The organism is Dokdonia donghaensis DSW-1, from assembly GCF_001653755.1.
Taxonomy (GTDB): Bacteria; Bacteroidota; Bacteroidia; order Flavobacteriales; family Flavobacteriaceae; genus Dokdonia; species Dokdonia donghaensis.
On sequence record NZ_CP015125.1, the window covers coordinates 1,936,138 to 1,955,475 of the forward strand.

Annotated in this window: 19 protein-coding genes; 9 read left to right on the top strand and 10 right to left on the bottom strand. The window is 37.1% G+C overall.

Annotated elements, in window-relative coordinates:
- Position 1 precedes the first annotated feature (1 nt).
- From I597_RS08560 to I597_RS08570, 3 genes are read right to left on the bottom strand one after another with little or no spacing between them, the layout of a single operon-like run.
- Complete coding sequence (locus I597_RS08560) at positions 2-514, bottom strand: hypothetical protein (RefSeq protein ID WP_035328427.1); 513 nt, start codon at positions 512-514, stop codon at positions 2-4.
- A 23-nt stretch (positions 515-537) separates the two neighbouring features.
- Positions 538-1,149: an SRPBCC family protein gene (locus I597_RS08565; RefSeq protein WP_035328428.1), complete on the bottom strand. Its 612-nt coding sequence runs from the start codon at positions 1,147-1,149 to the stop codon at positions 538-540.
- Between the two features lie 16 nt (positions 1,150-1,165).
- A complete protein-coding gene (locus I597_RS08570) occupies positions 1,166-2,116 on the bottom strand; it encodes an SDR family oxidoreductase (protein ID WP_035328429.1) in 951 nt (316 codons plus the stop codon).
- 460 nt (positions 2,117-2,576) lie between these two features.
- Here I597_RS08570 and I597_RS08575 point away from each other — a divergent pair, with 460 nt between their 5' ends.
- Positions 2,577-2,939, top strand: a complete 363-nt coding sequence (locus tag I597_RS08575; protein WP_035328431.1) for a hypothetical protein — start codon at positions 2,577-2,579, stop codon at positions 2,937-2,939.
- Positions 2,940-3,096: 157 nt separating this feature from the next.
- Here the strand turns inward: I597_RS08575 and I597_RS08580 are convergent, their stop codons facing one another.
- The 3 genes from I597_RS08580 to I597_RS08590 all read right to left on the bottom strand — a co-directional run bounded on the left by I597_RS08580 (position 3,097) and on the right by I597_RS08590 (position 6,831).
- Positions 3,097-4,758: a serine hydrolase domain-containing protein gene (locus I597_RS08580; protein WP_236626667.1), complete on the bottom strand. Its 1,662-nt coding sequence runs from the start codon at positions 4,756-4,758 to the stop codon at positions 3,097-3,099.
- A 57-nt stretch (positions 4,759-4,815) separates the two neighbouring features.
- Positions 4,816-5,814: a helix-turn-helix domain-containing protein gene (locus tag I597_RS08585; protein ID WP_236626668.1), complete on the bottom strand. Its 999-nt coding sequence runs from the start codon at positions 5,812-5,814 to the stop codon at positions 4,816-4,818.
- Between the two features lie 606 nt (positions 5,815-6,420).
- A complete protein-coding gene (locus I597_RS08590; RefSeq protein WP_035329128.1) occupies positions 6,421-6,831 on the bottom strand; it encodes a DUF4293 domain-containing protein in 411 nt (136 codons plus the stop codon).
- A gap of 200 nt (positions 6,832-7,031) precedes the next feature.
- Here I597_RS08590 and rho point away from each other — a divergent pair, with 200 nt between their 5' ends.
- The 5 genes from rho (at position 7,032) to I597_RS08615 (ending at position 12,297) form a co-directional block, all read left to right on the top strand.
- Entirely contained in the window at positions 7,032-8,753 is a 1,722-nt protein-coding gene (gene rho, locus I597_RS08595; protein ID WP_035328434.1) for a transcription termination factor Rho, read from the top strand.
- Between the two features lie 396 nt (positions 8,754-9,149).
- On the top strand, positions 9,150-9,425 hold the full coding sequence (locus I597_RS08600) for a DUF2061 domain-containing protein (RefSeq protein WP_035328436.1): 276 nt from the start codon (positions 9,150-9,152) through the stop codon (positions 9,423-9,425).
- Positions 9,426-9,427: 2 nt separating this feature from the next.
- Complete coding sequence (locus tag I597_RS08605; RefSeq protein ID WP_035328438.1) at positions 9,428-10,048, top strand: phosphoadenosine phosphosulfate reductase domain-containing protein; 621 nt, start codon at positions 9,428-9,430, stop codon at positions 10,046-10,048.
- Between the two features lie 7 nt (positions 10,049-10,055).
- Complete coding sequence (gene cysD / locus I597_RS08610; protein ID WP_052111991.1) at positions 10,056-10,988, top strand: sulfate adenylyltransferase subunit CysD; 933 nt, start codon at positions 10,056-10,058, stop codon at positions 10,986-10,988.
- 64 nt (positions 10,989-11,052) lie between these two features.
- A complete protein-coding gene (locus tag I597_RS08615; protein WP_035328440.1) occupies positions 11,053-12,297 on the top strand; it encodes a sulfate adenylyltransferase subunit 1 in 1,245 nt (414 codons plus the stop codon).
- A 169-nt stretch (positions 12,298-12,466) separates the two neighbouring features.
- Here the strand turns inward: I597_RS08615 and I597_RS08620 are convergent, their stop codons facing one another.
- Complete coding sequence (locus I597_RS08620; RefSeq protein ID WP_035328443.1) at positions 12,467-14,338, bottom strand: SulP family inorganic anion transporter; 1,872 nt, start codon at positions 14,336-14,338, stop codon at positions 12,467-12,469.
- A gap of 255 nt (positions 14,339-14,593) precedes the next feature.
- Between I597_RS08620 and I597_RS08625 the strand changes: the two genes are divergently transcribed.
- The 3 genes from I597_RS08625 to I597_RS08635 all read left to right on the top strand — a co-directional run bounded on the left by I597_RS08625 (position 14,594) and on the right by I597_RS08635 (position 17,314).
- Entirely contained in the window at positions 14,594-15,265 is a 672-nt protein-coding gene (locus I597_RS08625; RefSeq protein WP_035328445.1) for a DUF2306 domain-containing protein, read from the top strand.
- Between the two features lie 78 nt (positions 15,266-15,343).
- Positions 15,344-15,973, top strand: a complete 630-nt coding sequence (locus I597_RS08630) for a hypothetical protein (protein WP_035328448.1) — start codon at positions 15,344-15,346, stop codon at positions 15,971-15,973.
- A gap of 6 nt (positions 15,974-15,979) precedes the next feature.
- The gene (locus I597_RS08635) at positions 15,980-17,314 is read left to right on the top strand and encodes a histidine kinase (protein WP_035328450.1); all 1,335 of its coding nucleotides are present in this window, start codon (positions 15,980-15,982) and stop codon (positions 17,312-17,314) included.
- A gap of 104 nt (positions 17,315-17,418) precedes the next feature.
- Here the strand turns inward: I597_RS08635 and I597_RS08640 are convergent, their stop codons facing one another.
- From I597_RS08640 to I597_RS08650, 3 genes are all read right to left on the bottom strand, one after another.
- On the bottom strand, positions 17,419-18,264 hold the full coding sequence (locus tag I597_RS08640) for a TerC family protein (RefSeq protein ID WP_035328452.1): 846 nt from the start codon (positions 18,262-18,264) through the stop codon (positions 17,419-17,421).
- Positions 18,264-18,647 (bottom strand): hypothetical protein, encoded by a 384-nt coding sequence (locus I597_RS08645; protein WP_035328454.1) that lies wholly within the window; start codon positions 18,645-18,647, stop codon positions 18,264-18,266. The genes I597_RS08640 and I597_RS08645 overlap by 1 nt, the downstream gene beginning before the upstream one ends.
- 113 nt (positions 18,648-18,760) lie before the next feature.
- Positions 18,761-19,210, bottom strand: coding sequence for a helix-turn-helix domain-containing protein (locus tag I597_RS08650; RefSeq protein ID WP_035328456.1), 450 nt, complete (start codon positions 19,208-19,210; stop codon positions 18,761-18,763).
- Positions 19,211-19,338: the final 128 nt, after the last annotated feature.

A 19,338-nucleotide genomic window follows, 5' to 3' on the forward strand; every position in this document is an offset into this window, starting at 1 on the left:
TCTAGTACCTATTATCCTTTTGTGCACTTACTAGATGCTTGTTATAATCGTTTATTCTGGCGTAAGCTGTACCATCTATAAGTAAGATTATGATAAGCATTGCAATGGTAGTGATACTTATGGCACGCCAGCTAGGTGTGTTTACAAATATAATGAGCAACGCAGCTATAATAATAATGATAGGAATAGCTCTAAAGACAACTGTAGTATACTCCTTAAGGGTTGCTTCTGTACGGTCTATCTCTGAGGTAATAAAAGCTGTTGCATCCTCCTGGTATGCGGTCTCAAACTGTGTGATTCTAGCCTTATTTGTAAAAAACAACCCAAAACCTATCGTGACTAGTAGTACTCCCGCTACCAGTGTAGGTATTATGTATGCTCTTGCAATATCTGTTTTGCCCAGTTGCCAGAAGCCTATACTTGCAGCTATAAACACTACCCCAAAGAGTACAAAAAAAGGTGTAGAAAATAGCTCTGCTTTTGCCCAGTCTGTTGCGGCTTTTAATATATCCATAGTCGTATCGTATAAGTAAATGATTAGTGCTGCTTTGTAGCACCTAAGTTAGTCACAATTTGTGCAGGCCCTTCTGGAAACCAAGATTTTATTAAAAACTTAGGGATAGAACCTATAGGTATATAGTCTGCATTATACGTGATTTTTATAGAACCATTAGCTAGTTCTTTAAAATCATATATCACCTTATAGGTATTCATTCGCTCCACATCTTTAGTCTTATAATCACTACGTGCAGCAGTTGCGATTAACTGTAGAGAGCCTTCTTTCCTTACCCGCGTGATTTTTAAAACCAGATCACTGTCAGACATAGGCCAGGGCGCGTTAAAGTAATAGTACGCCATCCACTCGTTATCAGATAGTTTCTTTAACTCTTTTGTTACCGGTGTGCGCTCTAAAAATTGCTTATGGTTTTCTGTATTAGAAAAATAGGCATCAAGTTTATCTAGTGTGGTAGTTGCGGTGGTCTCTGCGATGTAATAAAAGTGCGTACCCTCGTCTTTTTTTACAAGATCATAGCGTACGGTAGCCTTTTCATCTTTTGCACGCGCTATCGTCCAGTTGCGGTTTTGTGATATGCTGTTATGCGCTATTAGCAATAATGCTGCTGTAAGGTAATATGTTATATACTTCATAAATGAAAGCTCCGGGTTATAAATTCCAGCTAAAGCCTGTTGCCTCTTCAGACACTTTCCATAGTTGCTCCATCACCTCTTTATTTTTTGCGTGTGGCTCTAAGCTGCATTCACCCACGGGTCCCGTCCAGTAGTTTCTTCCTGTGGGGCCATAAAAGGCAGTTTGATCAAGATCTGGCTCTGTAGCACACATAAGCTCTGGATACGCACCCTTCTCTGCAGATTGTACAAAAGGTGATAGCTTCATAAGTTGCCAGACAAAGCGAGTCATAAGGCTACCACTCGTCTTAATTAATGAGGTACGTGAGGCACCTGGATGGCACGCATAGGTTTTTACATTAGTCTTACCAGCTTTTTTGAGTCTGTCTTGTAACTCATAGGTAGTCATAATTTGTGCAAGCTTACTCTGGCTGTATACACTATTAGGGTTATAGTTATGATCCCAGTTCATATCGTTAAACTGTATCGTTTTTATACCCATTTTATATCCTTCACTACCTACGGTGACAATACGACCATTAGATTGCTCTACTAGTGGAAACAACAAACCTTGTAATAAGAAATTACCGTAGTGATTTACACCTAGCTGACTTTCAAAACCGTCTACGGTAAGTTGTTGTTGGGGAACTTGGGCAATGGCTGCATTAAGCATAAGGGCATCTATGCGAGGTACTGTTTTAAGTACTTCTGCGGCTGCTTTTCTCACAGATGCAAGTGAGGCTAGGTCCATCTCGATATTAGACACATTAACGGTGTCTCCTACTTCTTGTTTTAAAGTAGCAATGGTATTTGCAGCTTTAGTATTATTACGATTAAGCATTACAACAGTCGCACCCTTAGCGAGTAAGATTCTTGCTGCTTCATAACCAGTACCACTCGTGGTACCTGTAATTAAAAAGGTTTTATCCTTAACATCTGTAATTCTATCTGGCGTCCATCCATCTTTTCCAAACTGATAATCTTTCATCTTGCTTCATTTTTAATTGCTGAGGCAAAGGTAAGAGGGAGAAATGGGAGGTTTCTTATACAGATTTTCAGATGTAGTATAGATTTTGGTAATCAGTCCCTTAGAAGGTGCAAAAAAGTATAAGTGTATGTGGTGTTATGGTATTCCGCTTTCGCGAAAGCGTAAATATAAGAACGCGAAAAATCACCGATATCACAGCATCAAATAACCTTTTAAAACAAGCTATTACCATCATAAAATGAGAAAATCTTTATGATGAAAATTACAAATCACAATGAGTCCAAAAGCTACAATTAAGCCCCGTCTAAGCAAAGGTGATTTTTAACTCAGTTTTTTGTTGTTTAACTTTTTGTTAAATTATTTTCATTTATTATGTTCTTATTTTTAACTATCAATTTTATTGTATTGATATTTTGAAGATTCTTCAAAATTAGGTAGTGTCAATATTAAATTTAATATTATGAAAAATCACATTTTAAGTTCAGTTTTAGCGTTATTTATTTCAGTCTCTTTGTATGCTCAAGAGCCTCAATCAAATTTTAATGAAGGTGATGTTTTTCAAATTGGGACGGTAGATTATAATAATTATAAGCATATCAATTTTCCGAAGGCAAACTTTATTATAAAAAAAGGAGGAATTGCAAATTACGAGAATGTTAAAGGTCAAAGAGTGGTAATAACCTCAATTAAAGAGAAAAGTAATGGGAAGAAAGTCGCAACAATAAAACTTGCTGATTCAGGAAGGTTTTTTAACAGTCATAAATATGTAACTGTAGATGTTGATGCGGCATTAAAAAATGAAGAGTTGTTACCTGTTAAATAAAAAATTCACTTTTAAAGGCTTTCTAAAATAGAAAGCCTTTTTTAATATAAAATCTAGAAGACTCTATATAGATTGTTGTAGATCAATAGTTTTAAGATTCTACTCCAGGCGCACCTAGAGTAGACTTGTTTTACTTATTAAAAGAAGGGAAATGGCGTTAATCTTTATCTATTATTGCTGGTAAAATATATTCACTTATCATCTTATCAACATTAGTATGGGCACTGGGACTATTATATGCTGAAGCAGTTATAACGATGACAAATGGGATGTTTTTGAAAATAAAAATCTTATTTCCACCTCTTCCGCTACAATAAGATACTTCATATTCTTTGTCGTTATATTTATAGACTTTATTCCAAAATAAATAGCCATAGTAACCATTTTCTGTTGGTCGTTTTACTTGCTTAGCTAAGCTCTTTTCAACCCATTGTTTACTTAAAATTTGTTTACCATTCCATTTTCCATTATTCTTATATAATTGTCCGTATTTGGCAAAATCAATAGCTCTTAACTGTATCCCGCCAGCGGTATTACCAACTTTTTGAGGTGTGTATTGCCACTTATATTCAGTTATACCAAGAGGGTTAAATAGTTTTTTATCTGCGTAAGACACTAAACCACTAGGGACAGATTGATGTATGACATCTCCTAGTACCACTACACCTGCTGTAAAATAAATGTAGTCTTCTCCTATGGTTCTACCTTGTTGCATAGGTAAATCAAGTGTAAATTTCACCCAATTTTTTGTAGGGTACATATTTTCTTCATTTCCAGGGTTACTATAGTCTGCATCATCACCAAGAAGCCCAGAACTCATTGTTAAAAGAGATTTTAAGGTTATAGCATCTTTTTTAGGACTATAATTATTAAAAGACTTTAGGTTGTAAAAATCTTTTAATAAGATGTTTTCGTTTTTTATGAAACCCTCTTGAATTGCAATTCCCATCATTGTTGAAGCAATAGTTTTACCCACAGATCTTGGGTCGTGCAAGCTATTTCTGTTTTCACCATTAAAGTATTCTTCTATTAAAAGCTTATTTTCTTTTATAACCACTATGCCATTAATATCTTCAAAACGTCCTTGTGCAATTTTTCTGTTTAGAGCTTCTATTTTAGTATTGTTGTAAGTGTCATTAGATAATTCCCAACCACTATCAGGTTGTATTTTTTGAATAGGGACAAAGCTTTTATCTATAAAGGCTTGTGTGTTAATAGTACCTTTTGCAAGAATCTCGCCTATCTTCAATGTATCTTCTTTTACATATGGTCTTACTTCGATACTTAAAGAATGATTGCCTTCTAAAAGAACATCTTGACCTCCTCCTAGTTTCATAAATTTTAACCACATAAACCAACCCCAAAAGTCAATTTGTGTGGGATAAACTAATGGTACTAGATGTTTGAGTTGGTTAGTTTTTGAGTCAATTGTTCCTGCTCCCTTGTTTAGGTTTTCTACATAAATCACTTCTCCATCAACTAAAAATGAGAACTGAAAATTTCCCTTATTTAATAATTGATCTTGTGATAAGTGTGGTGCTAGCGATTTAATACTTTCAATAAGGGGTTTTTCTAAAGTAAAGTCAATGCTGAGAAACTTATCTTTATTGAGAATAAAACTATTTGAATAATTATTTGATGTAGGCTTGTTTTCTTTAAAGTCAACTTTTGAAAAATGCAAATTCTCTATTTCATTTGTTTGAGAATTTTTTGCGGTTGATTGCGCCCTACCTTTGCAAGATATTATTAAACAAGCAAGGAGCACTAAGTAATAGTTTGAGTTCATAAATGTCATTAGATTTTTGATTGAAATATTCATCAAATCTAGTACTTAAGTAAAGTATCAAAAGCCCCATATTATAGAATGGCACTAGTTTTAATCCTTCTTAGGGGTACTTTTTATTGACTTTTTATAATATATAGGAGTTACGCCCGTAATATTTTTGAAAACCCTATTAAAAGTAGTTTTTGAATTGAAACCGCATTCATAAGACATTCCTAATAGCGTTATGTGATTGTATTTATCACTGTGTAATTTATCAATAATGGCATTTACACGATATTCATTTACAAAGTCAGAAAAGTTTTTACCTAAGCCATCGTTTATTATTTTGGACAATAAATTGGGATGTATATTGAGATTATCTGCCAGAGACTTTAATGTTAATTCTGAATTAAGGTAAAAAAGATTAGTTTCCATCTGTTCTTTAAGCCAAGATGCTTTGGTTAAGATTTCTTCAGAGGGATTTTTTGTGGTTTCTTGAGATGAGTTAGTCTTGTAAATATCATTTTGTTTGTTAGCCTCAAGTAAAATTATTTCAGGTCTTAAAAATGCTTCTGCACTAATCCAAATTGTTATAATAGAGAGTAGCATATAAATAGGGTAATAGTCACTTATATCTAATTGAAAATCATAGATTATATAGTCTATAAACGTATAGGGCACTAATAAAAACCAAAGTATTGCAAATAAGATAAGTAATCTGTACAACCACCTTAAACTATATGCATCATTATTACTATAGTTTTTCTTGAGCCAAGAATGATAGGTTTTTATTAATCTAAGTGCATAAATACAATAGGTTATAATAGAGATAATTGCCAGAAGTTGAGTAATAGGCATTAGTATAAGATAAGTTTCTGTTTCTATACCAATAACATTATTTGAAAGAGCATCTTGACTAATAATAATATGTACGCATAGTTCTATAATTACAGGCAAGAAATGAATACTATCTCTCTTAGAAAGGTGGTAACTATAGTTAGTTGTCTTTTTTACATATAAATATAATAATGGACCAAGAGCTAAAGAATAGTTTAACGGTATTAAGTAAAAATGTGGTAGATAATTTGTTATTTGAAAATCTATACTCAATACCCATATATTCCAAAAAACAATAATGAACGTTACTAGGCCCAGTAATACATTAGCCTTTTGATTTATCCGCCTAGTGAAAATAAGTAGTAGCCCAAATGTGAAACCTATAAATACAGATGCTATTATAATAAGGTTAAAAAAATTTAAATTGAATTCACACATTAATAAATGACGTTCTTTTTACAATACGAAGCTTATCAAAAGCTAGCCTTTGATAACGTGATTAGTAAAACACTCTTGGTTTTAATTTGTAAAGCTCGTTGTACAACTGGCCACTTTAAAACCAAGCGAAGCTCCCGGTAACGACCGGGATTGCTAGATAGCCTGTATTGTTTTGTTGTTTAATTGATTGGCTTAAATATACACTTATTTAAGACGCTATGGTTTTATCTTCGGGTGGCTCAATTTTTCTGGAGGGGATCCCGCTTTCGCGAAAGCGTACATAGAACTATAACCGCCTCAATTCAATTTCTACCACCTTAATGGCAACTAGTATAATAGCAATTACAGCCTCCAGTCCATCGCAAAAAATAAGCCATAAAAAAAGCCTCCCAAGATTAAAAGGAGGCTTCTACGCACTAATAAAACTAAGATTTTATAAGTCTATCGTAATCTATCTACAGATTTTACAAGATCTTCATCGCGCTTGATTGCCTTGTTTGCCAAGACTAGTAAAACGATAGAAACAAGCGGAATGATCATCCCAATACCCTTCTCAAGAACCGCCGTCCCTCCAGATAAGATTTGTGATCGATATACCAATACACCTAATAAAACAAAGTTTAATAAGATATTAAGACGTCCTAAGACGAATTGGTTTTGTCTTTTGCTCCATAAAAATATGGAAATAAATGAAAGTACAGCACTTACACTAAAAAGAGTAATGTAAAGTACCTCATCTGCAGCCCATACAGCTTCACCCGTAGCATCTGCATAAAGGCTAAAGGCATACGGCAAGCCTAAAGAGGCCAGCGCTGCAAGTAATAAATAAACGGTTTGAATACGTTGTATCAAATCTTTTACATTTTTATATACCAGCAAAAATAAGTTTCATTTTGTGATATTGCTAAGAAAACTTTAAAAATAAAATTGTATCATTGTTGTATAATATCATAACAAGCTCTCCGCTTGTTATTTAATTACTTCAATATTCGTATCAAATTCTTCTTTTGGTACATAATAATCACTCGATTTTTAATTTACTACATTATTAGATGTTTGACATTTCAGAATTAAAAGCAAAGAAGCTTCCCGAGCTTCAAGAAATTGCAAAAGGGATAAACGTTCCTAAGTTTAGATCCTTAAAAAAACTAGATCTAGTTTATAAAATACTAGACCTGCAAGCTGCAGACCCAAAAAAGGTAGAGGCCGTAGTGCCAAAAGGTAAGGAAGAAGCTGCTCCAGCACCTAAGCCTAAGCAAGAGCGTAAGCCACGTACACCTAGAGCACCTAAGGCTACTACAGAGGCAAAAGCTACCACTCCAGAAGACAAAAAAGAAGCCCCAGCACAAAAAGAGGCTCCAGCAAAGAAGGAAGCCGTAAAGCGTGAGCCAGCAAAAGCTAAGGTAAAAGACACAGAAGAGACAAAGACACCTCAAAAACGCGACAACCATAAGGAAAAGCGTTCTAACAATAATGATAAGCGTTCTAGCAATGACAACCGTCAAAGCAATGATAAGCGCTCATCTCGCGATAATAATCGCAACAATAATAACAACCGCAATAACAACCGTAGTAACCGTAACCAGAAGGATGGTAATACACACGGTAACAACGGTAATAAGGATAATCGCAACCGCTACCGCGAGCCAGATTATGAGTTTGAAGGTATTATAGAAAGCGAGGGAGTACTAGATATTATGCAAGATGGTTACGGCTTTTTACGTAGCTCAGATTATAATTACCTAGCCTCACCAGATGATATTTATGTATCACAATCACAAATACGCCTCTTTGGTCTCAAAACCGGAGATACTGTACTAGGTGTGATACGCCCACCAAAAGAGGGAGAAAAATATTTCCCACTCATAAAGGTAAGTCGTATTAACGGTCTCAACCCTAACATAGTGAGAGATCGTGTCTCTTTTGAGCACCTCACACCGTTATTCCCTACAGAGAAATTTAACCTAGCAGAGCGTCAAGCCAGCATTTCTACACGAGTGATGGATATGTTTGCACCTATAGGTAAAGGGCAGCGTGGTATGATAGTATCACAGCCTAAAACGGGTAAAACAATGTTACTTAAAGACGTGGCAAATGCCATTGCTGCAAACCATCCAGAGGTATACCAGATTGTACTCCTTATAGATGAACGACCAGAAGAGGTAACAGATATGCAACGTAATGTAAAGGGAGAGGTTGTAGCCTCTACCTTTGATAAAGAAGCACACGAGCACGTAAAAGTGGCAAACATTGTACTTGAGAAGGCAAAACGCCTCGTAGAGTGTGGTCACGATGTAGTAATACTACTAGATTCTATCACACGTCTCGCAAGAGCATATAACACCGTACAGCCAGCTTCTGGTAAGATACTTTCAGGAGGGGTAGACGCAAATGCACTACATAAACCTAAGCGTTTCTTTGGAGCAGCACGTAATATAGAAGGTGGAGGATCACTCTCTATCATAGCGACAGCACTTACAGAGACCGGTTCAAAAATGGACGAAGTAATCTTTGAAGAGTTTAAAGGTACCGGTAATATGGAGCTACAGCTGGATCGCAATATTGCAAACCGCCGTATCTTCCCAGCTATAGATCTTACCTCTTCATCTACACGTCGTGATGACTTACTACACAGTAAAGACACCTCACAACGCCTGTGGGTATTACGTAAGTATCTAGCAGATATGAACCCAGTAGAGGCAATGCAGTTTATGAGTGATCGTATACGTAGCACAAAAAATAATGAAGAATTCTTGATTTCTATGAATCAGTAAGACCACTTCATAACCCTTATAAAAAAACCTCTTGAGCTTTCTCAAGAGGTTTTTTTGTTGAACGTGTTCTGTTAAGGAGCACTAGGGCAGGAGCATCTCGTTAAAAGTAGTATCCCGCTTTACATTGCAATTCCTCATTGCGCTGCGCTACATTGCGGGATTTTCATTACAATCGGGGCTAGCGAGTAGGGATATGGCATTTTTTCTAAATGAAGATGTGAGTTTATATATAGGGTGGTATAAGTAATTTGTTGCATATCAATATGTTGAATTGTCTATGGGCTATGGGTAAATGTAAAAGCAATGCTAAAATTGTTGCTCAGCTCAAAAATTTACTTACTTTTGCCCATTAGTCTAGTAATCCCATAGATTAATAGATGTATATTAGACAAAACAATGATTTTAGATCAAATCTTTTTACAAAGAGACAAAGAGAAAAGTAAATCATACCAAAAAGATAAAACTTCAGAAAAGCCTATGCGTAGTATCGTAAAGGCACTAAGCTGGAGACTCGTTGGTACATTAGATACTCTTTTTGTTTCATACCTATTAACAGGGGAGTGGTTACTAGCCACTTCTATTGCCTCTATTGATTTTTTAACAAAACTTATTCTTTACTTTGCGCACGAGCGCATCTGGAATAAAATTAACTGGGGAAAAACCGCATCATAACTATGTACACAGCAAGTGATATAGACGCCCTCAACGCGCGCTTTGCAACTGCAACGCCGCAAGAGGTAATAAGCTACGCCATAGCACAGGCTAGCAAAGCTATTATAACAACAAATTTTAGACCCTACGAGGGAGTATTGCTACACGCAGTGACACAAGTAGCACCACAACTGCCTGTTGTATGGTGTGACTCAGGTTATAACACAAAAGCAACCTACACACACGCGCAAGAGCTTATAGAGACGCTAGACTTACAAATAGACCTTTACGTGCCTAAACAAACGAGGGCTCACAGAGATATCCTTATGGGTATCCCATCTATAGATGACCCACAGCACGCAGTGTTTACAGAACAAGTAAAGATTGAACCATTTACTAGAGCAATGGGGACACAAAAGCCAGATGTGTGGTTTACAAACTTACGCAAGGGGCAAACTGCTCTACGTGACTCGCTGGATATATTTAGTGTAAGTAAAGCAGGCGTACTTAAAGTGAGTCCGTTTTATAATTATAGTGATAGTGATCTAGATGTCTACCTTAAGGAGCATAATCTTCCTAACGAGACAGATTATTATGATCCTACAAAAGTGCTAGCACACCGTGAGTGCGGCATACACCTTTAAAAAAATTATGGATACTACAACACAACCTATTACAGATACTAAGGCTACGCTTGCACTAAATCCATTAGAGAGTGAGGCGGTTTACATTTTTAGAGAAGTCGTAGCTCAGTTTGACCGTCCGGTGTTATTATTTTCTGGAGGGAAAGACAGTATAACGCTTGTACGACTAGCACAAAAAGCCTTTTTTCCGGCTAAGATTCCTTTTCCATTATTACATATAGATACTGGACACAACTTCCCAGAGACAATTGCCTTTAGAGATAAGCTTGTAAAAGAGCTAGGTCTTGAGCTTATAGTGCGTAACGTACAAGATGCTATAGATGAAGGTAGGGTGATAGAAGAGACTGGTAAATATGCCAGTCGTAATATGTTGCAAACCACCACACTTCTAGATGCGCTAGAGGAGTTTAAATTTGATGCGGCTATAGGTGGTGCACGTCGTGATGAGGAAAAAGCAAGAGCTAAGGAACGTATTTTTTCTGTGCGTGATGATTTTGGACAGTGGGATGAAAAAAACCAGCGTCCAGAGTTATTTAACTTCTTAAACGGAAATATTGATCACGGTCAGAATGTACGCGTGTTTCCTATAAGTAACTGGACAGAACTAGATGTGTGGAGCTATATTGCTTCAGAAAAAATAGAAATTCCTAGCATCTATTTTGCACACCAGCGCAAGACCTTCTTAAGAGATGGTATGTTATGGTCTGCACAAGATGATGTAGTTTTTAGAGCAGAAGATGAAGAGGTTGTAGAGCACACAGTGCGTTTTAGAACGGTAGGTGATATGTCGTGTACAGCAGCAGTACTCTCTACAGCAGACACTATTGAGAAAGTAGTAGGAGAGATACGTACCTCTACCATTTCAGAACGAGGTGCTCGTATTGATGACAAGCGCTCCGAGGCCGCAATGGAAAAACGTAAACAACAGGGATACTTCTAGGAGGTAAGGCTGTTTAACTTTTCGCTAAAGCGTAAAAGAAATTCAAAGATTAAGACACAATACAATGGACGTATTAAAGATAGCAACCGCTGGAAGCGTAGATGATGGTAAGAGTACCCTAATAGGGAGGTTACTATACGATACAAAATCGCTCACTACAGATAAGCTGGAGGCGATAGAAAAGAAGAGTAAGGCAAATGGATTTGATTATCTAGACTTCTCACTTGCAACAGATGGTCTGGTAGCAGAGCGCGAGCAGGGGATTACTATAGATGTAGCACACATCTATTTTAGCACGGCAAAGAAGAGCTATATTATTGCAGATACACCTGGACACGTGGAGTATACTCGTAATATGGTGACTGGAGCATCTACATCACAAGCATCTATTATTCTTGTAGATGCACGTAAAGGAGTGGTAGAGCAAACGTACCGTCACTTTTTTATAAACGATTTACTACGTGTAGAAGATATTGTAGTTGCTGTAAACAAGATGGATCTTGTAGATTATAATGAGGAGGCTTTTAACAAGATTGTTTCAGATTTTGGAGCGCTTACTCAAAAGCAACAGTTTAAAGCGCAACGTATCACTTTTGTACCTATAAGCGCTTTAAAAGGTGATAATGTGGTAAATGCCTCAACTGAGATGCCTTGGTATGACGGTGAGACTTTACTAGAACATTTAGAACAATTAAATCCTTCTCAAGTAGAGGAGGTGGGAGCAAGATTTCCAGTGCAAACTGTCATACGTCCTAAGCAGGATCAATATCACGATTTTAGAGGATATGCAGGTAAAGTTTCTGGAGGAGCGCTAGCAGTAGGTGATGCTGTGACGGTTCTTCCTTCTGGTAGAAATTCTGTAATAAAAGATATTTTATTTTATAATGCATCTTTTACTAAAGTTGATGCTGGTAACTCGTGTACCATCACGCTAGAGGATGATGTAAATGTAAGTCGTGGTGATATCTTAGTTAAAAGTGCGCAAGCACCTAGTCTTACTAAAGAGCTACAGGCTACCGTATGCTGGATGGATAATAATGCGCTTGTACCTGGCACAAAATACTTAGTACAGCAGGGTACGGCTCAAATTTTAGGAAAAGTAAAAAGTATAAATAGCGTTGTACATACAGACTTTTCTGGTGTAGATGCTACAGATAAACTTGTGCTTAACGATATAGGTAAGGTAACTATACAGCTTAGTAAGCAGGTGCTTAATGATCAGTTTTTAGATAATAAGCAAACAGGGTCATTTATACTTATTGATACACAGTCACACGCAACAGCGGGTGTAGGTTTTATAGGTTCTTAATATGTCATAGTTGTTGGATACTATTCGATATTAAAAAAGGCGCTTTATAGCGCCTTTTTTTTGTCTTTCAACTCAATGGTTGATATAAGTGTTATAGCTCGTTAGAGATTGTCTCTATTGTTTTTGAGGGGTGTGTATCCCCTTCGACAAGTTTTATTTTTGATATTGCTTACGCCTCTATGTCTAATACACCAGAAAGTACGTGATAACGAGGGTCATCTACACTTTCTTCAATCACTTTGTCAAATTTAGGAGAGGCTTTGCGCATTAAGTCTTTACACTCTGTACTGAGGTGTTTGAGCGTGATTGTTTTACCTACCGCTTCGTACTTCTCAAGGAGTACAAAAATAGCTTCTAGGGCAGAGTGGTCTGCGACTTTTGCCTCTATGAAGTCAATTTCTATGTGATCTGGATCACCGTTTATATCAAACTTAGAATTAAAACTCTGGATACTTCCAAAGAATAATGGGCCCCAAATCTCATATACCTTTGTGCCATCTGCTTTAAATTTCTTTCTAGCTCTAATTTTCTTAGCGCTACTCCAAGCAAATGATAGGGCTGCTATAATTACACCTACAAATACAGCTATAGCAAGATCAAAAAATACAGTCACTGCAGATACTATAATAAGAACAAACGCATCTGATACTGGTATTTTCTTTAAAATTCTAAAACTAGACCAAGCAAATGTCTCAATAACCATCATAAACATTACACCCACGAGTGCAGCAATAGGCACTTGCTCTATAAAGCGGTCTGCAAATAAGATAAAAGTAAGTAGTGTGACTGCCATCATTACACCAGAGAGTCTACCACGACCTCCAGCGTTAATGTTTATTACTGTTTGCCCTATCATACCACAACCACCAGTTCCTCCAAAAACACCACTCACGATGTTACCAGCTCCTTGTGCGACGCACTCTCTGTTTCCGTTACCTCTAGAGTCTGTCATCTCATCTACAAGGTTCATAGTCATCAAGGTTTCTATAAGTCCTACAGAAGCTGCAAGAAATGCATAAGGCGCTATAAATTTAAGTGTGTCAAGGTTAAATGGTAGACTGCTCCATAGGTCAAATACGTTAAGCTTACTTGAGATTTCTGCCATACCATTTAAACCGGCACCACCACCATCTCTTATAAACTCACCTACATTTACAGCATCTAAGCCTCCAAAAATCGATATTAAGGATACAATAACAATAGCGGTAAGTGCGGCAGGAATTTTAGGAGTTAGTTTTGGTAATCCCCACACAATGAGCATTGTAAGCAGTACAAGGCCTATCATTGTAAAGAGTGACTTGCCTTTCATCCAGGTTTTTACAACTCCTTTGTCTTTTACAGAGTAAAAGCCATCTTGTGACGCATTAAAAACTACCTTTTGTGTATTTGTATCATAAACTTGTCCGTCTGAGAGTACAAATACTTCCTTGTTTGTGGCTTTGTTTATGACTGAGTTTCCTTCTATTGTAAATAGCACGGTATTAGAAACTTTGTCTTTTACTTCATTATCAGATACGGTATAAACGAGCTCTTTTGAGGCTGTTTTACGCATATTTTCCCCAGCATAATCTTTCTTATTTTCTTTAAACATCCCTAATTGTGCAAGAAATATAACGATGGCTAGACCGTTTACAAACCCCATCATTACTGGGTGTGGTATCAAGCGCACAAACTTCCCTAGTTTGAATAAGCCAGCAAATACCTGAATAACTCCCATTAATACCACAGCGGCGAGTAAATAGAAGTACCCCATATTTTCAACAGGCTGATCAAATAGTAATCCCTTTGCGTGGCCTTCTTGAATCATCTGTACAAAAATCACAGCAACAGCTCCTGCCGCACCAGAGATTAACCCTGGTCTACCGCCAAAAAGCGCAGAAACAATACCAATAACAAATGCCCCAAATAAAGCAACAATAGGGCTTATTTGTGCTACAAAGGCAAAGGCAACTACCTCAGGTATCATTGCTAAAGAAACGGTGATACCGGATAGAATATCGTTTTTAGGATTTGCAGTAAAGTTGTTAAAAATGCGTTTCATAGGTCGTTTTTAAGAAGCCGCAAAGATAGGGTATTCTTAAAGGATAGACAGTGCTCGTTTTAGGATAATTATGACGCCTATTTTCGCGAAAGCGTAAATTTAAATGTATAAGAAATCTGAGCTATACTGTCAGAACTACAACTCGGTAGCTTATTTGTTCAATTGGGTCGTATGGTTTTTGTAATCCTTAAGTTACGGTTCATATTTGTAGTGTCAATCAATAGCCGATATCCTCAACATCAAAATATATCAATTATGGACTATGCTACTTTCTTTAAGATATTTATCACGCTACACGCAGTAGGTGGGTTTATTTCTCTCATCTCTGGTACTATTTCTGTTATTGCTCGTAAGGGTAATGTGTGGCACAAAAAGTCTGGGATGATTTTTTATTATGGGATGCTTACAGCAGGTATTTCGGGTATTGTGGCTTCTCTGCTTCCAGATCACAACAATCCGTTTCTGTTTGTGGTTGGACTTTTTAGTGTCTATCTCGTGCTTTCTGGGTACAGAGCGCTCAGGTTTAAGAGGGTACGTAAAATGACAGACGTACGCTGGGATAAAGTTATCTCTTGGTCTATGGCTATTATAGGTTTAGGTATGATAGGTTACGGATTGTATCTGGTTTTTAAAAGTGTTACAATGGGGTGGGTGCTTGTGATTTTTGGCGCCATAGGTTTACTTAATGCCATAAATGATTTAAGAGCAATGCGTGATTTAAAACTATTGCGTAAGAAATACTTACGACTACATATAGCAAAAATATCTGGGGCATACATAGCTGCTTTTACAGCCTTTTTTGTCACAAATAGCGTGTTACCGTCATTGTTGAGTTGGCTATTACCTTCGCTTTTTGGGTTTATTTTCATCTCTTACTGGATGCGTAAGACGAGACTTGGCAAGAAAATTACAGCTGAGACTGTATAAATGACAATTGGGTAGATTACGCTTTCGCGAAAGCGTACTTAAAACCATTTTTACATCATCAATCAAAACAACACTATTATGAAACACTTACTTCTTATTATCGCATTATGCAGCAGTACCTTCCTTGTGGCTCAAACTAAATATGAGCAGGGTATGCGCAAAGCAATGGAGCTCTGGGATCAAGATAAACTTGATGAGGCTTCAAATCTTTTTGAGCGTATCGCAACGGTAGAAAAGGATAACTGGTTGCCCTCGTACCACGTGGCGCAAATAGCCATTGTGAAGAACTGGCGAGATTTTGAAAACCAAAATGAGACAACGCTTAAAGTAAATGGAGATAAGGCGCAGGAATATATCAATGCAATGCGTACGATAGAAAAAGATAACCCGTATGCAGATTATCTACAAGCGCAGCTATATACCGTTTGGGTAGCATATGATGGTATGAAGTACGGAATGAAATATGCCGGTACCATAGGCGAACTGTACCAAAAAATGGTGAAGAAAGATCCAGATAATCCCATTTTTATAGCAGATAAGGCGCAGTGGGATATGGGGAGTGCAAAGTACTTTGGCAGCTCAATAGAACCGTATTGTGCAGAGTTAAAGCGCGCCATTGCGCTTTTTGCTACCTTTAAACCTGAGACGGAGTTCCATCCCCAAGGAAATGTAAAAAGAGCCTTAGAAAGTGCAGAGGCTTGTAATTAAGAAAAAATGAAGTATTATCTAAAAGAGTTTGCAAAGGCAAATATTGTAGGCTTAACCATATTTATCGTTCATAGTATCATACTGTACGTGCTGGGTAACCCTTGGTATGGAGATGGAGCGATAACCTTTTTTATACAGAACCAAATCTTTTCTGTAGCGCTGTATGCGGTAAATACGATGGTTATAGTAAACTTTAGAAAACGTTTTACCGCTAGTCTGTGGAATTTTAAGGTACTTACTTATGCGTTTTTTGCGCATATTGCTGTGACTTTAGTTACGGTGTTTGTATTGCGGTTAATACTTATAACAAAGTATTACAACATCCCTTTAGATCAATATTGGGCTAGTGAAGGTCTCGAGGATTATATATTTCCTTTTATAATAACAGCTGTCGCCACTACCTCGTTCTACGCGGTGAGTCGCTGGAAGAGAAAGCAAGAGAGTAAAGTAAAGGAGTCTAAAATTATTGCAGGAGCCGCCTCTGCAAAGTTTGATGCCCTTAAAAATCAGCTAGATCCTCATTTTTTATTCAATAGTTTAAATGTGCTAGCAAGTCTTATTGAGGAAAACCCAAGACAGGCAACCAAGTTTACCACTTCGCTTTCAAAAGTATACAGATATGTACTAGAGCAAAAAAATAAAGAACTAGTGCCACTAGAGGAGGAGCTTGCCTTTGCTCGTACGTATATGAACCTCATCAAGATGCGTTTTGAAGACAGTATTGTGGTAGATATACCTGAGCAATCTTCTCACTCAGAGTACAAGGTTGTGCCGCTCTCGCTACAATTACTATTAGAAAATGCTGTAAAGCATAACCAAGTTACTCCTTCAAACAAGCTTCATATAAGAATCTATGAAGAAGGAAATACACTATATGTGACTAATAACATCCAGAAAAAACAGGTAGTAAAGAAGAGTAGCGGTGTAGGTTTGCAAAACATACGCCAGCGCTACGGCTTGCTTACGAGTAGTGATGTTGTTATAAAAGATGATGGTGCAAACTTTCAAGTAGGTGTGCCGCTACTTACACAAGCTGGACAAGCTAGTTTTGAACCTAAACAGACAGAGTATCTAGAGGATAAACGTTACCAACGTGCAAAAAAGAAGGTAGAAGATCTCAAAGGATTTTACATACACTTCACTATTTACGCGATTATGGTGCCTGTCTTTATTTATTTTAATGTGATGTCTACCAGTTTCCCTTGGGCACTTTTCCCTATACTAGGATGGGGCTGGGGCGTTGTAGGTCACGCCTCTGAGGTGTACGGCTGGAGCCCTATATTTAATAAAACTTGGGAAAAACGTAAGATAGAGAGACTTATGGATGATGATGATTTCTAAGTTGTAAAACTAAGCTCCATAAAATAGATCGATAATTTATCACATAAAAAAAGTGTCTTCAAGCTGTAGCCTAAAGACACTTTTTACATTCTGTAAGAAAGATGTTAGTCCTTTTTGAGGTGCTCTACATTTTTCTTCATTTGTATTTGTGCTCCAGAGTCTTTTGTTTTCATCGCTCTGTATTTGAAGTTTATAAACTCTACCAGTAATGAGAAGGCAATTGTAAAGTATAAATAACCCTTAGGGATGGCTCCTACGCTTGATCCAAAGATTTCTAGGTGTGATAGGTGTGCGCCTTCTGCAATAAGCATAAAACCTATTAAAATTAAGAATGACAGCCCTAAAATCTGTAAAGATGGGTGCTTTGCAATAAAGTTTCCTACAGGGTTTGCAAAGAGCATCATTATCCCCACAGAGATAACCACTGCTATCACCATAATGATTAATGCATCTGTTGGATTGTCAGAGAGCCCGTTAGTCATCCCGACAGCCGTAAGTATAGAGTCAAAAGAGAATACAAGGTTGATAACTGCAATCTGTACAATGGCATTACCTAGCGTAGTAGAGCTCTTTTTTGAAATCTCTTCTTCTTCTAGTCCTGTTTCATCCACCTTCTCGTGTATCTCGTGTACAGACTTCCAGATAAGGAAGATACCTCCTGCAAGAAGTATAACCGCTTGCCAGCTTATCCCTCCTGTTATCCAGCTTGCGTTTATATGCCAGAAAGGAGCACTTAAGGCCACCAGCCACGATATCCCAAAAAGTAATGCGATACGCATACCCATTGCAAGTGCAAGACCAATATTAGTTGCTTTTTTACGATCCTTTTGCGGAAGCTTTTCTGCGGCGATAGATATAAAGATGATGTTATCTATACCTAATATAATTTCAAGAAAGGTAAGCGTAAGCAGTGCAATCCAAGCATCTGCAGTGGTAAGAATGTCAAACATTAGTTAGTCGTTTTTTTTGCGGTTCCGCGTTGTTTGTTGGTTTCTCCTACAAGGGAGTACTCAAAGGTATAAAAATCTCCGTCAGTAGCTATGATTTTCATATGGAGTGCTTTTTCCTCACTCATACTTTTTGGGTTCAACTTCTTAACGATGTACTCACAATCATTAATCCATCGCACAGAAGAGGAGTCTGCTTTGCCATTAAAAAAATCTACCTCAAGTGTATCGTTGCGTGTAAAAGTTGTGGCTACAAGTTCACCATCTAGAAGTGTCTCAAAAGTAAAGGTGCCAGTCTTAAAATTTGCACAATCTCGCTCTGGACTTTTACAGCTTAAAGCGAAAAAAAAACAAGCAACAACCGAGTAAAAAAAGATACGTTTCATAGACTACAAAAATAATATACAAAGAGTTGGAACTCGTAATTTGAAACCTCTTTTTTAGAAGGTTTTAAATTGCCGAAAATGAGCTAGGTTATTTAATTAGATAATGAGACAAACTACATTTCATAACTTTCAAAAGTTCCATCTTCTAAAAAAATAATCACTCTCTTAACTGCCGATTTTGAAGAAGAAAAAGCGCCTATATTTTCTATGCTTTTTTGAGCTGTTTTTGGGGTCTGCTCTTCGCTAGTTTTTTGGAGTGAGTTAGAGAGGTTTTTTTGTGAGTTTTCTTGTGGCTCAATTATCGTTTTTTCTAGAGTAGGAGGGGGCGGTTTTGGAGTGGTTTTCTTTCCGTAAAGTAACCATTCTAATTCTACATTTGGAAAGGTGTCTACTACCTTCATAACAAAGTCTAGGCTGGGCTTGTTTCTGCCCGCCATAAGGTGAGAGATTGTTGCACGACCTACAGATAGTTTTTCGGCAAATGATGTAGCACTAAGCTCGTGTGACTCCATAATTTTTTGAAGTCGCTTTGCAAATTTTGTATTGTCAAGTAGTGTTTCCATTTGTATACAACAAAGATACGTTACAATTGTAAACTATGGCGATCTATACTTGTTAAACATAAAATTTACTTATAAATAGATTAAAGTTTAAGTTTACATTTTAATATTTAAATGACTGATTTATAATA

Coding starts and splice junctions, on each gene's coding strand:
- I597_RS08560 (WP_035328427.1), bottom strand. CDS start 514: ATGGATATATTAAAAGCCGCAACAGACTGGGCAAAAGCAGAGCTATTT.
- I597_RS08565 (WP_035328428.1), bottom strand. CDS start 1,149: ATGAAGTATATAACATATTACCTTACAGCAGCATTATTGCTAATAGCG.
- I597_RS08570 (WP_035328429.1), bottom strand. CDS start 2,116: ATGAAAGATTATCAGTTTGGAAAAGATGGATGGACGCCAGATAGAATT.
- I597_RS08575 (WP_035328431.1), top strand. CDS start 2,577: ATGAAAAATCACATTTTAAGTTCAGTTTTAGCGTTATTTATTTCAGTC.
- I597_RS08580 (WP_236626667.1), bottom strand. CDS start 4,758: ATGAATATTTCAATCAAAAATCTAATGACATTTATGAACTCAAACTAT.
- rho (WP_035328434.1), top strand. CDS start 7,032: ATGTTTGACATTTCAGAATTAAAAGCAAAGAAGCTTCCCGAGCTTCAA.
- I597_RS08600 (WP_035328436.1), top strand. CDS start 9,150: ATGATTTTAGATCAAATCTTTTTACAAAGAGACAAAGAGAAAAGTAAA.
- I597_RS08605 (WP_035328438.1), top strand. CDS start 9,428: ATGTACACAGCAAGTGATATAGACGCCCTCAACGCGCGCTTTGCAACT.
- cysD (WP_052111991.1), top strand. CDS start 10,056: ATGGATACTACAACACAACCTATTACAGATACTAAGGCTACGCTTGCA.
- I597_RS08615 (WP_035328440.1), top strand. CDS start 11,053: ATGGACGTATTAAAGATAGCAACCGCTGGAAGCGTAGATGATGGTAAG.
- I597_RS08620 (WP_035328443.1), bottom strand. CDS start 14,338: ATGAAACGCATTTTTAACAACTTTACTGCAAATCCTAAAAACGATATT.
- I597_RS08625 (WP_035328445.1), top strand. CDS start 14,594: ATGGACTATGCTACTTTCTTTAAGATATTTATCACGCTACACGCAGTA.
- I597_RS08630 (WP_035328448.1), top strand. CDS start 15,344: ATGAAACACTTACTTCTTATTATCGCATTATGCAGCAGTACCTTCCTT.
- I597_RS08635 (WP_035328450.1), top strand. CDS start 15,980: ATGAAGTATTATCTAAAAGAGTTTGCAAAGGCAAATATTGTAGGCTTA.
- I597_RS08640 (WP_035328452.1), bottom strand. CDS start 18,264: ATGTTTGACATTCTTACCACTGCAGATGCTTGGATTGCACTGCTTACG.
- I597_RS08645 (WP_035328454.1), bottom strand. CDS start 18,647: ATGAAACGTATCTTTTTTTACTCGGTTGTTGCTTGTTTTTTTTTCGCT.
- I597_RS08650 (WP_035328456.1), bottom strand. CDS start 19,210: ATGGAAACACTACTTGACAATACAAAATTTGCAAAGCGACTTCAAAAA.